At 61.5% G+C, this 11,572-nt stretch carries 11 protein-coding genes and 1 pseudogene; 6 read left to right on the top strand and 6 right to left on the bottom strand.

Annotation, left to right across the window (positions count from 1 at the left end):
* Positions 1-115 precede the first annotated feature (115 nt).
* The 3 genes from AC3IYG_RS15920 to AC3IYG_RS15910 all read right to left on the bottom strand — a co-directional run bounded on the left by AC3IYG_RS15920 (position 116) and on the right by AC3IYG_RS15910 (position 2,439).
* Positions 116-589 (bottom strand): RNA methyltransferase, encoded by a 474-nt coding sequence (locus AC3IYG_RS15920; protein WP_137818418.1) that lies wholly within the window; start codon positions 587-589, stop codon positions 116-118.
* Positions 590-720: 131 nt separating this feature from the next.
* Positions 721-1,092, bottom strand: coding sequence for a YajD family HNH nuclease (locus AC3IYG_RS15915; RefSeq protein ID WP_489309981.1), 372 nt, complete (start codon positions 1,090-1,092; stop codon positions 721-723).
* Positions 1,093-1,264: 172 nt separating this feature from the next.
* Positions 1,265-2,439 (bottom strand): IS3 family transposase gene (locus tag AC3IYG_RS15910; RefSeq protein WP_489309979.1). Its coding sequence is split into 2 segments (ribosomal slippage): positions 1,265-2,172 and positions 2,172-2,439, totalling 1,176 coding nucleotides; the frame shifts between segments, so codons are not numbered across the junction.
* Positions 2,440-3,027: 588 nt separating this feature from the next.
* On the opposite strand from AC3IYG_RS15910, the gene AC3IYG_RS15905 reads away from it, so the two are divergent.
* Positions 3,028-4,202, top strand: a protein-coding gene (locus tag AC3IYG_RS15905; RefSeq protein WP_489309979.1) for an IS3 family transposase whose coding sequence is annotated in 2 segments (ribosomal slippage) — positions 3,028-3,295 and positions 3,295-4,202 — 1,176 coding nt in all. Because the reading frame shifts where the segments join, the coding sequence is not laid out codon by codon here.
* Positions 4,203-4,496: 294 nt separating this feature from the next.
* On the opposite strand, the gene AC3IYG_RS15900 is transcribed toward AC3IYG_RS15905, so the two are convergent.
* Positions 4,497-5,213: a spermidine synthase gene (locus AC3IYG_RS15900; RefSeq protein ID WP_489309977.1), complete on the bottom strand. Its 717-nt coding sequence runs from the start codon at positions 5,211-5,213 to the stop codon at positions 4,497-4,499.
* A gap of 182 nt (positions 5,214-5,395) precedes the next feature.
* Between AC3IYG_RS15900 and AC3IYG_RS15895 the strand changes: the two genes are divergently transcribed.
* On the top strand, positions 5,396-5,710 hold the full coding sequence (locus AC3IYG_RS15895) for a hypothetical protein (protein ID WP_489309975.1): 315 nt from the start codon (positions 5,396-5,398) through the stop codon (positions 5,708-5,710).
* Positions 5,711-5,860: 150 nt separating this feature from the next.
* Here the strand turns inward: AC3IYG_RS15895 and rpoS are convergent.
* Positions 5,861-6,745 (bottom strand): annotated as a pseudogene (rpoS, locus tag AC3IYG_RS15890) (RNA polymerase sigma factor RpoS); the annotation flags it as partial.
* Between the two features lie 233 nt (positions 6,746-6,978).
* Positions 6,979-9,012, bottom strand: coding sequence for a S9 family peptidase (locus tag AC3IYG_RS15885; RefSeq protein ID WP_489309973.1), 2,034 nt, complete (start codon positions 9,010-9,012; stop codon positions 6,979-6,981).
* A gap of 99 nt (positions 9,013-9,111) precedes the next feature.
* Between AC3IYG_RS15885 and AC3IYG_RS15880 the strand changes: the two genes are divergently transcribed.
* The 4 genes from AC3IYG_RS15880 (at position 9,112) to AC3IYG_RS15865 (ending at position 11,458) form a co-directional block, all read left to right on the top strand.
* Positions 9,112-9,588, top strand: coding sequence for an MFS transporter (locus tag AC3IYG_RS15880; protein ID WP_489309971.1), 477 nt, complete (start codon positions 9,112-9,114; stop codon positions 9,586-9,588).
* A gap of 76 nt (positions 9,589-9,664) precedes the next feature.
* On the top strand, positions 9,665-10,138 hold the full coding sequence (locus AC3IYG_RS15875; protein ID WP_489309969.1) for an HIT family protein: 474 nt from the start codon (positions 9,665-9,667) through the stop codon (positions 10,136-10,138).
* A 3-nt stretch (positions 10,139-10,141) separates the two neighbouring features.
* The gene (locus AC3IYG_RS15870) at positions 10,142-10,915 is read left to right on the top strand and encodes a class II glutamine amidotransferase (RefSeq protein ID WP_489309967.1); all 774 of its coding nucleotides are present in this window, start codon (positions 10,142-10,144) and stop codon (positions 10,913-10,915) included.
* A 9-nt stretch (positions 10,916-10,924) separates the two neighbouring features.
* Entirely contained in the window at positions 10,925-11,458 is a 534-nt protein-coding gene (locus AC3IYG_RS15865) for a DUF2937 family protein (RefSeq protein WP_489309965.1), read from the top strand.
* Positions 11,459-11,572: the final 114 nt, after the last annotated feature.

The following is an 11,572-nucleotide window of genomic DNA, read 5'->3' as shown; positions in this document are numbered from 1 at the left end:
AAACCAACAACCCGCACAAGGCGAGGGATTTAAGCAAAACCGGAGCATGTCGATCCGTCATACGGCCATCTTGAACGCTTCGCCAGCAAGCCGGCTCCTGCGGACCTGCGCCAACCTAGCGTGAAAACTGCGGGCCGGACTTGGTGTTCAGGCCCTTGGCCAGGCGGTCGTAGAGCACCACATTGACCGTCGCCGCGAGGTTCATGCAGCCGGTGGTGGGGATGTAGATCACTTCTTCGCACCAGGCCAGTACGTCCTTGCCCAGAGAGCCGTCTTCCGGGCCGAAGATGTAGATGGCGCGATCCGGGTGGGTGTATTCGGGTAAGGGTTTGGCCCCTTCGACCATCTCGACCGCGACCGGCGTGCAGCCGAGCGGGATGATCTTCTGCAGATCGTCGATGCCGATCAGCGGAATATCCTGGTGGATCTTCTTGGTGTCGGTGATGAAGTCTTGCGCGCGGGCATAGCGGGTGCCGGTGTAGAACACCGAATTGACCGCGTAGCAACCCGCCGCGCGCATCACCGAGCCAACGTTTTCCGGGGACTTGGGGTTGAATAACCCGATGCAGCTGTACCTTCTGTTCGCCACGTGCGCGTGCTCTTGAAGAAAGCCGCGATTATACGGGCTTTGACGCGACAACGCGGCGCGCGCGCAGGTCGGTAGCCGGGTGGTCGGGCAGGTGATGCGTGCAGGTGGGCGCGGCCTGCACGCAGCGGCAGCTATTCCTTGCTTTTCAGCAGGGCGGCGAGGTCGGCGAAGGCCTTGTGGGTCGATTTCGGCCCTTGCGGGCTGGCGGTGGAGCCTTCGGCGAAATACTGCTGGTCGGTGTAGCGCGAGTGCTCATTGTCGTGACAGAAGAGGCACAGCAACTCCCAGTTGGAGCCATCCTGCGGGTTGTTATCGTGGTTGTGGTCGCGGTGGTGAACGGTCAGTTCGCTCAGGCGCTTGCCGGAAAATTCACGGCTGCAGCGGCCGCAGACATGGGGGTACATTTTCAGGGCTTTGTCCCGGTAGCCGGCTTCACGGCTTCGCTGGGCTTCGGCGATGATGCGGTCGGTCTTGAGGGTTGCCGCCGATTTTTCTGTGCTCATACTGTCACCTGTTAAATCGTCTAATCGCTTGGGTAAAGCTTAACGCTTTCTTTCTTAACGCTGTAGCCCGTAGGGTGGATTAGCCGCGCAGCGGCGTAATCCACCGTTCCGCGAAAAAACCAACGTCCCGCACAGGGCGAGGGGTTCATTCAAAGCCGGAGCATTGTAGTGGTCAAATAATTTCGGACACTGCGATAGGTTGTTTTGCCTGTTCCTGCTCGTAAGCCGTTGGCGGCTGGTAGCCAAGACTCGAGTGCAGACGCACGTTGTTGTAAAAGCCGACGATGTAGTCGGCGATATCTGTCATCGCCTCGGCGTGATTGGCGTAGTCACGCTGCCAGATCCGCTCCATTTTCAGGTTCAGAAAGAAGCGCTCCATCACCGCATTGTCCCAACAGTTACCCTTGCGGCTCATGCTCATCACCAAGCCATGCCGCTCAAGCACGGCCCGATGGGCTGCGCTGGCGTACTGGCTGCCCCGATCCGAATGAACGACCAGTCCCGCAGCGGGCTGGCGTTGCGCAATCGCCATCTGTAACGCCGAGCAGACCAGTTCTGCTGGCATGTTCGGCGCCATCGCCCAACCGACGATCTTGCGCGAGTACAAGTCCATTACCGCGGCCAGATACAGCCAGCCGCTGCGTGTGCGGATATAGGTGATATCGGCGACCCAGGCCAGATTGACCGCTTCAGGATTGAACTGCCGATTCAGAATATTGCCCGCTATCGGCAGGTCATGCTTGCTGTCTGTTGTATGGACAAACTTGCGCTTCCAGGTTGGACGGAGTTGGTGTTGAGCCATCATTCGCCTGACCCGATAGCGCCCCACGTAGACGCCCTGGGCCTTGAGCGCTGCCTGCAAGCGACGGCTGCCGTAAGCCCTACCATTCGCCATGAACAGGGCTTTTAGGGATACGACCACCGGACACGCCTTGATCGGCCGCAGCTGGCGGCTCCGTGCGGCGTAATACCCCGAACGGCTGACCCCGAGCAGCCGGCAGAGCCTTGTGGTCATGGCCTTCTGTTGCTCCTGAGCGATCACGCGATGGATCACTTCATTTCCCGGGCAAAGAAGGCCGATGCTTTTTTTAACAGATCGTTATCCTGTTTCAGCTGACGATTCTCGGCTTCGAGCTGGCGGATCCGCTGCTGCTCGGGTGTCAGCGGTTTACCTATCCCAGGTTGCCCGGATAGCTCTGCTTCGTACTGTTGAACCCAACGACGAACTGCCGTCTCACCAAGATCCATATCCTGGCAGATCTGAGGAATGCTCAGGCCTTGTTCCTTAACCATCTGAACGACTTGCAGCTTGAAGCTGGCGTCGAACCCTCTGCGTTTACGGCTCATACATGACTCCTCTGTCGGTGGATTTTCCACCTATCGAGGTGTCCAGGGAAATTAGACCACCACACATGCCGATCAGGCGATTCGCGGTGGAAGCCCCTTCGGGGATTCCACCCTACAACCCTGGGTCGAGCCAGCCCGTAGGGTGGATTAGCCGCGCAGCGGCGTAATCCACCGTTCCGCGAAAAAACCAACGTCCCGCACAGGGCGAGGGGTTCATTCAAAGCCGGAGCATGCCGATCAGGCGATTCGCGGTGGAAGCCCCTTCGGGGATTCCACCCTACAACCCTGGGTCGAGCCAGCCCGTAGGGTGGATTAGCCGCGCGGCGGCGTAATCCACCGTTCCGCGAAAAAACCAACGTCCCGCACAGGGCGAGGGGTTCATTCAAAGCCGGAGCATGCCGATCAGGCGGTTCGCGGTGGAAGCCCCTTCGGGGATTCCACCCTACAACCCTGGGTCGAGCCAGCCCGTAGGGTGGATTAGCCGCGCAGCGGCGTAATCCACCGTTCCGCGAAAAAACCAACGTTGTGGTGGTCTAATTTCCCTGGACACCTCGATAGGTGGAAAATCCACCGACAGAGGAGTCATGTATGAGCCGTAAACGCAGAGGGTTCGACGCCAGCTTCAAGCTGCAAGTCGTTCAGATGGTTAAGGAACAAGGCCTGAGCATTCCTCAGATCTGCCAGGATATGGATCTTGGTGAGACGGCAGTTCGTCGTTGGGTTCAACAGTACGAAGCAGAGCTATCCGGGCAACCTGGGATAGGTAAACCGCTGACACCCGAGCAGCAGCGGATCCGCCAGCTCGAAGCCGAGAATCGTCAGCTGAAACAGGATAACGATCTGTTAAAAAAAGCATCGGCCTTCTTTGCCCGGGAAATGAAGTGATCCATCGCGTGATCGCTCAGGAGCAACAGAAGGCCATGACCACAAGGCTCTGCCGGCTGCTCGGGGTCAGCCGTTCGGGGTATTACGCCGCACGGAGCCGCCAGCTGCGGCCGATCAAGGCGTGTCCGGTGGTCGTATCCCTAAAAGCCCTGTTCATGGCGAATGGTAGGGCTTACGGCAGCCGTCGCTTGCAGGCAGCGCTCAAGGCCCAGGGCGTCTACGTGGGGCGCTATCGGGTCAGGCGAATGATGGCTCAACACCAACTCCGTCCAACCTGGAAGCGCAAGTTTGTCCATACAACAGACAGCAAGCATGACCTGCCGATAGCGGGCAATATTCTGAATCGGCAGTTCAATCCTGAAGCGGTCAATCTGGCCTGGGTCGCCGATATCACCTATATCCGCACACGCAGCGGCTGGCTGTATCTGGCCGCGGTAATGGACTTGTACTCGCGCAAGATCGTCGGTTGGGCGATGGCGCCGAACATGCCAGCAGAACTGGTCTGCTCGGCGTTACAGATGGCGATTGCGCAACGCCAGCCCGCTGCGGGACTGGTCGTTCATTCGGATCGGGGCAGCCAGTACGCCAGCGCAGCCCATCGGGCCGTGCTTGAGCGGCATGGCTTGGTGATGAGCATGAGCCGCAAGGGTAACTGTTGGGACAATGCGGTGATGGAGCGCTTCTTTCTGAACCTGAAAATGGAGCGGATCTGGCAGCGTGACTACGCCAATCACGCCGAGGCGATGACAGATATCGCCGACTACATCGTCGGCTTTTACAACAACGTGCGTCTGCACTCGAGTCTTGGCTACCAGCCGCCAACGGCTTACGAGCAGGAACAGGCAAAACAACCTATCGCAGTGTCCGAAATTATTTGACCACTACACGTCCCGCACGGGGCGAGGGGTTCATTCAAAGCCGGAGCATGCCGATCAGGCGATTCGCGGTGGAAGCCCCTTCGGGGATTCCACCCTACAACCCTGGGTCGAGCCAGCCCGTAGGGTGGATTAGCCGCGCAGCGGCGTAATCCACCGTTCCGCGAAAAAACCAACGTCCCGCACAGGGCGAGGGGTTCATTCAAAGCCGGAGCATGCCGATCAGGCGATTCGCGGTGGAAGCCCCTTCGGGGATTCCACCCTACAACCCTGGGTCGAGCCAGCCCGTAGGGGGGATTAGCCGCGCAGCGGCGTAATCCACCGTTCCGTGGTTTGGAGTTTTTCCGCAATCCAGATGGTATGTCGGGTGCCTTTATTGCCGTGGGCATAGACCTGGACTTCCTCGACCTTGAAGCCGGCCTTGCGCACTTTTTCCGAGAACTTGCGGTCGGCACTGGCCGACCACACTGCCAGGATGCCGGCAGGGCGCAGCGCTTTGTGGCAGGCATTCAGCCCGTCCAGCGAGTAGAGCCAGCTATTGCCCTTCTGGGTCAGGCCTTCGGGGCCGTTGTCGACATCCAGCATGATCGCATCGAAGCCCTGCGGCTCGGCCTGCAGCACCTGGGCTACGTCGATGGCGCGCACTTCGGCGCGTTTATCCAGAATCGGCAGGCCGGCCTTGGCGCCGAGCGGCCCGCGATTCCACTCGATCACCCCCGGCACCAGTTCGGCCACCAGCACCTGCGCGTTGTCGCCGAGGTGCTTGAGTGCCGAGGCGAGGGTGAAGCCCATGCCCAGCCCGCCGATCAGCACGCGTGGCGCGGGGCGGTGGGCGACTTTCTTGCAGGGGATCTCGGCCAGGGCATCTTCCGAGCCGTGCATGCGGGTGTTCATCAACTGGCCGCCGTCGCCACCCTTGATCTTGATCACGAAGTCCTCGCCGTATTCGAACAGGCACAGCGCGCCGCCGTTATTGGGGATCTCTGCGGTGTCGAGCAATACATAGCGCTTCATGGCGGTCTCGGGATTGGCGGTTGGTCGCTGGGGTGGAGCGAAGGGATGCGGGCAATGCGTCGCGGGTGCATAGTCTAACGTGCCTGCTCGGCCGGCGATGCAGGGCATCGTCGACGTCCGGCACTCTGTTGTTTGGCCACTGTCCAACGCCAGCGCCGCTTCGGCGCGTTAGGAGGCCCGTGATGCGAACCCGGATTCTCGCGACCGTCAGCTTCGCCATGGTCTGCATGACGGGCGCTTATGCCCAGGCGCCCCCGTGCAGTCCGGCACCCGGTTCACCGGGTACGGCCACGCCCAACCCGTACCAGCAAGTGGTACCGCGCAATGTGCCAAACATGGCGCCCAGTCGCCCGCCACTGCTGAACAACGACAGCCGTCGCCTGCCGCGAGCCGATTCGGTCAACCCGCGGGATAAGCCTATCCCGCTGTTGGAGGAGCAGGTGCAGCGCAATAGTAAGGGGGTACCGGTTGAGCGAAATCCTGAAAGGGACGACTGAGGCCCGGTATTGCAAAAAAGCGCGGCGGTGCCAAGGGTTGAACGGGCAGCGTACGCTCGCCGCGCGATCCCTGAGCGTTAAGCCGCGGTGCATTGTGGGTGGCGTAAATCGTGCCTACCCCTTCAGGTTCCCCATTGGTGCGTTGAGCGGTTACTTGAACAGGACGTGACTGGACAGACCCTGCTGTTCCAGAATCTTGCGCAGATGCTTGAGTGCCTTGACTTGGATCTGTCGTACTCGCTCACGGGTCAAGCCTATTCTCTGGCCGATCTGCTCCAGGGTGCAGCTTTCATGGCCGCGCAGGCCAAAGCGTTGCACCACCACCTCGCACTGTTTGTCAGTCAGCTCCGACAGCCACTGGTCGATGCTCTGCAATAGATCATCGTCCTGCAGAAGTTCGCAGGGATCCGTCGGTCGGTCGTAGGTCAGGGTGTCGAGCAGGGTGTCTTCGCTATCCGGGCCCAGGCACGCATCGGTGGAGGTTACCTGCTGATTCAGGCCTAGCATGTGCCTGACCTTGTCCACCGGCTTCTCCAGCAGCTTGGCGATCTCCTCGGCCGAGGGTGCGTGGTTGAGTGTGATGGTCAGTTCGCGGGCGGCATGCAGGTAGCGGTTGAGCTCTTTGACCCGATGAATGGGCAAACGGATGCTGCGGGTTTGCTTCATCAGCGCACACTCGATGGTTTGGCGAATCCACCAGACGGCATAAGTCGAGAAGCGGCGGCCAAACTCCGGGTCGAACTTCTCCACGGCATGGATCAGACCAAGGTTGCCCTCTTCGATCAGGTCGAGCAGGGGCAAGCCACGGTTGACATAGCGACGAGCGACCTTCACCACCAGGCGCAGGTTGCTTTCGATCAGGCGCCGGCGTCCGGCCGGATCACCCTTCTGTGCCAGGCGCGCGCAGCGCACTTCCTCTTCCGGGCTAAGCAAGGGCGAGAAACCGATCTCCTTGAGATACAGCTGAGTGGCGTCGAGCGCATGGGTACAATCCAGGCACTTGTGTTGCCGCACAGGGCCTAAGTGCTTGGTTTGGTCCTGGGTCCGTTTGTCCTTTTCGGTGAGGTTCGGCAGTAACAGGTGCATGACGACCACGCTTCGATAGCAGTTGGTAAGCGCAGCCTAAGTGGGCACCGGTATGCCGAGGTTGATTTGCGTCAAGGAAAGGTCTTTGATTTGATCAATTTTTGATCAGGTGGAAAGGCGTGGCGTCAGCCATGCAACCCGGGGGAGACCCGGATTACATGGATGGCAGCCCTGAGTTGCGTTCAGCTTAAGTCCAACACCTTCAGCAAGAACCCATACTCCAGCGCCACATCCTTCAAGCCCTGGTAGCGCCCGCTCATGCCACCATGCCCGGCGCCGAGGTCGGTCTTGAGCAGCAGCAGGTTGCGGTCGGTCTTGCTGGCGCGCAGTTTCGCCACCCACTTGGCCGCTTCCCAGTACTGCACGCGGCTGTCGTTGTAGCCGGCGACGGCGAGAATGGCCGGGTAGGGTTGGGTCGCGACGTTTTCGTAGGGCGCATAGCCTTTGATCCGCGCGTACACCGTGGGCTCGCGGGGGTCGCCCCATTCGTCGTATTCGGTGACGGTCAGCGGCAGGTCGGGGTTCTGCATGGTGTTGAGCACATCGACGAAGGGCACTTCGGCAATTGCCGCAGCGAACAGTTCCGGGCGCTGGTTGAGCACCGCACCGATCAGCAGGCCACCGGCGCTGCCGCCGCTGATCGCCAGCTGCTGCGGGCGGGTATAGCCCATGGCGATCAGGTGTTCGGCGCAGGCGATGAAGTCGCTGAAGGTGTTGGTTTTGTGTTCCAGTTTGCCGGCGCGGTACCAGGCTTCGCCCAGTTCGCCACCGCCGCGCACATGGGCGATGGCGAAGACGAAACCGCGCTCCAGCAGGCTCAGGCGGGCGTGGGAGAACCAGGGGTCGAGGCTTTCGCCGTAGGCGCCGTAGCCGTAGAGATACAGTGGCGCGGGTCGGCCGAGGACTTCACGCCGGGCCACCAGGCTGATGGGCACCTGGGTGCCGTCGGCGGCGGTGGCCCACAGGCGTTGGCTGACATAAGCATCGGCGTCGAACGGGCCTTCCACCGGGGTTTCTTTCAGTACTTTTTGTTCACCGCTGCGCAGGTGTAACTGGCGTACCTGGGCTGGGCGATTCAGCGCCTCGTAGCGCAGGCGGATGACCGCGCTGTCGAACTCCAGGCTGTCCTGCACATGCAGGCTGTAGGCGGCGTCCGGAAGTTGCACGCGTGCCGGTGCCTGGCCTTGGGCGTGGACTTCGATGATCGGCAGGCCGCCTTCGCGCAGGCTGAGGATGATGGCATTGGCGTTCAGGCTGACGCCTTCGAGCATCACCGCCTCGTCGTGGGCGATCAGCGCTTGCCAGTCGGCGCGCTGCGGCGTACTGGCGCTGCTGGCCCGGTACAGGGCGAAGTTGATGCCGGTCTGGTTGCTGCGGATCAGCCAGGCCCAGTCGCCCTCATGCTTGCCGTGGTCGACGTAATATTCGTGCCCCTCTTCGCGGGGGGCCAGGCAGCTGAAGTCGGCGTGTGGCGTATCGGCGTCGAGCACCCAGGTTTCGCTGGTGGTCTTGCTGTTGAGCAGCAGCACCAACTGGCGCTCGGAGCTGCTGCGGTAGCAGTTGAGGAAGAAGCGCCCGTCCGGCTCATCGAACACCAGTTCGGCGCTGACGTTGCCCAGGGTGTGTCGATAGAGCTTGTGCGGGCGATGGGTGTCGTCCAGTTCGCCGAAGAACAGGGTCTGGCTGTCGTTGGCCCAGGTCAGGCTGCCGTCGCAATCGGCGAAGGGCAGGGCGCTGATCTGGCCGCTGGCGAGTTCCTTGACGTACAACTGGTAGATTTCGTCGCCGCTGGTGTCCAGGCTGTAGGCCAGGCGCGCGTGATCCGGGCTGATGGCGAAAGCGCCGAGGGAGAGAAAGCCGCCATCGGCCAGCGCGTTGGGGTCGAGCAGCAGCTCTTCCTGGCTTTCGTCGACCTGATTCGAGTCGTCCGCCGGTCGCGGGCAGCGGTAATGCCGCGAATACTCGTCGCCGGCAGTGGTGCGGGTGTAATACAGGTAGGGACCCCAAGGCGAGGGCAGCGACAGGTCGGTTTCGCGGATGCGCCCTTTGATTTCCTGAAACAGCATCTCGCGCAGCTCGCTCTGATCCGCCAGTTGCGCGTCCAGGTAGGCGTTTTCGGCCTTGAGGTGCTCGAGCACTTGCTCCGTGTCGCGGTTTTCCAGCCAGCGGTAGGGGTCGTTGCCGTTCTCTATTCGGGCGATGGGGGCTTGCGACATGCTGTCACTCCAGAGCGGATGCGGCCGACGGCGAGCGCGCCTGGCCGGCGAAAAGCCGTTATCATAAGCGCCCCTTTGTCAGCCCCGCCACGAACACTCATGACCGAGAACGACTATCTGCTCGCTTGGGCCGCCTACGCAATCGCAGCGCTGGGCTGTCTGTTGGTCTGGTTCCGCCTGACCAGCTGGATGTGGCGCTACCTGCGCGAGCCGCTGCGGCTGGTGGTCGCGGTGCTGCTGCTGACGCCGACCATCATCGAGCCGACCAAGGAGCTGTTCGCTCCGGCCATCGCCATCACCGCCCTCGACCTGCTGTTCAAGGTCGGTAACAACGCCTGGCGGGCGGTGGCGGATCTGGCGATGTATGGCTTGATCGCCCTTACCCTCTACCTGCTGTTTGCGGCTGTGCGCTGGCCCATCGAACGCTGGTGGAAGGCGCGTAACAGCCAACCGGCGCCGATCGCCGAGGACGAGCCGACCCTGCGTGAGGTGATGGAGCACGATCAGGCGCCGCAAGTGGATACCCGTCTGGATCAGAGCGGCGCCCGCCGCTTTCGCATCGAGCCACGGCTGTAAGCTTGCGTAGGGCCGATAGCGTCTAGCGTTATCCGCCCTGCATTCGATCTTGCGCCTACCCGCCGAGCCGTTCAGCATGGCTCACCTGCGATTAGGAGAGCCCATGGATTGCGTGTTCTGCGCCATCGCGGCCGGTCAGCTACCGGCCCATCAGCTATTTGAGGACGAGCACTTTCTCGTCATCCTCGACATCTACCCCTTGCGCCCGGCCCATGTGCTGATCGTAAGCCGTGAGCACGCGCCTTATTTGAGCGATCTGTCTGGCGCCGCCCGCGAGCATTTACTGGCCCTGGCTGAGCGTATGACGCGTGCGTTGCGTGGCGCGGGCTATGGCAGTGAAGGGATTAATCTACTGATCAATGACGGACCGGCGGCCAATCAGCATGTGCCGCACCTGCATGTGCATTTGATTCCGCGCCGTTCGGGTGATCTGCCCGGCGGAGTCTGGCGAGCGCTGACCCGTTTTCTGCCGTTGGGGCGCCAGTCGCTGCAGGCCCGTTTGGATGCGGAAGCTGGGTTATTGCGTAACGCCTTGAAGCGGGAATTTTGAGCCATGTGTGAATTACTGGGCATGAGTGCCAATGTGCCTACCGATATCGTCTTCAGCTTTACCGGGCTGATGCAGCGTGGCGGCGGTACCGGCCCGCACCGCGACGGTTGGGGCATCGCTTTCTACGAAGGCCGTGGTTTGCGGCTGTTCCAGGACCCCGCGGCGAGCGTCGACTCGGAAGTGGCCAAGCTGGTGCAGCGCTACCCGATCAAGAGCGAAGTGGTGATCGGTCATATCCGCCAGGCCAATGTCGGCAAGGTCTGCTTGTCCAATACCCATCCGTTCGTCCGTGAGTTGTGGGGACGCAATTGGTGTTTTGCCCATAACGGCCAGCTGGCGGACTTTCGGCCGACCCCGAGCTTCTACCAGCCGGTTGGCGATACCGATAGCGAGGCGGCCTTTTGCGATCTGCTCAACCAGATCCGCACGGCCTTTCCGGTGCCGGTCGAGGTGGAGATGCTGTTGCCGGCCTTGGTGCGTGCCTGCGCCGACTACCGCAGCCAGGGGGTGTTCAACTGCCTGCTGAGCGACGGCGACTGGTTGTTCGCTTTCTGTTCGAGCAAGTTGGCGCAGATTACCCGGCGTGCGCCTTTCGGCCCGGCGCGGTTGAAAGATGTCGATGTGATCGTGGATTTTCAGGCGGAAACCACGCCAAATGATGTGGTTACGGTGCTGGCCACCGAGCCATTGACCGAAAACGAGAGCTGGACGCTGTACCAGCCGGGTGAGTGGAGCCTGTGGCGACGCGGCGAATGCGTGGCCCAGGGGCGCAGTTAAGGAGACGCAATGTTTAGAAGTTATCTGCGGTTGGTGGTGTTTGCCCTGGGTTTATTGGTGGGCGTGCAGGTACCGGGCTTTATCAACGCTTACGGCCAGCGCATCGAGGCCCATCGCCTGGAGTCGGAGCAGGGCCTGACCGGCTTTCGCGAGACCGCCAGGAACTTCTTCAAGGGCGATCTGGACGCGTTGGTGGCGCATTACCGTGCCAGCGACGACCCGGTTTTCGCCAGCGATGCCAACAGCCTGAGCCTGCTGCTCAGCCGCGCCCGCCTGCTCGATAATGAGTGGCTGGCCATGCAGGGCCCCTGGTACGCCAAGGCCTGGCATGTGGTCTTTGCCGCCAATCCCGAACTGTTCGATGAGACTTACCAGGGCTACAGCTACCAGGTGATGCTGGCGCCGGAGGTGATCGCCTGGGGCATCGCCTGCGCCTTGCTACTGGCCTGGCTGGTGGAATGCCTGGCGTTGGGCGCCGGCTGGACCCTGGGCGTCAATCGCAAGCACAAAATCATCCAGCATGAGCAGCGGCACTGGCGCTGAGCGCTCGACCGGCTCTTGTGGGAGCGGCTTCAGCCGCGATTGCCGATAGAAGTTTCGCGGCTGAAGTCGCTCCCACGAATAAAAAAACGGGCCTTTGAGGGGCCCGTTTTGGGT

Source organism: Pseudomonas sp. KH_027 (assembly GCF_057838565.1).
This window is presented reverse-complemented; position numbering and strand designations above follow the sequence as displayed.

What these genes read in the sequence shown, in the direction of transcription:
- AC3IYG_RS15915 (WP_489309981.1), bottom strand. Translation starts at nt 1,092, where the DNA reads ATGAGCACAGAAAAATCGGCGGCAACCCTCAAGACCGACCGCATCATC.
- AC3IYG_RS15900 (WP_489309977.1), bottom strand. Translation starts at nt 5,213, where the DNA reads ATGAAGCGCTATGTATTGCTCGACACCGCAGAGATCCCCAATAACGGC.
- AC3IYG_RS15895 (WP_489309975.1), top strand. Translation starts at nt 5,396, where the DNA reads ATGCGAACCCGGATTCTCGCGACCGTCAGCTTCGCCATGGTCTGCATG.
- AC3IYG_RS15885 (WP_489309973.1), bottom strand. Translation starts at nt 9,012, where the DNA reads ATGTCGCAAGCCCCCATCGCCCGAATAGAGAACGGCAACGACCCCTAC.
- AC3IYG_RS15880 (WP_489309971.1), top strand. Translation starts at nt 9,112, where the DNA reads ATGACCGAGAACGACTATCTGCTCGCTTGGGCCGCCTACGCAATCGCA.
- AC3IYG_RS15875 (WP_489309969.1), top strand. Translation starts at nt 9,665, where the DNA reads ATGGCTCACCTGCGATTAGGAGAGCCCATGGATTGCGTGTTCTGCGCC.
- AC3IYG_RS15870 (WP_489309967.1), top strand. Translation starts at nt 10,142, where the DNA reads ATGTGTGAATTACTGGGCATGAGTGCCAATGTGCCTACCGATATCGTC.
- AC3IYG_RS15865 (WP_489309965.1), top strand. Translation starts at nt 10,925, where the DNA reads ATGTTTAGAAGTTATCTGCGGTTGGTGGTGTTTGCCCTGGGTTTATTG.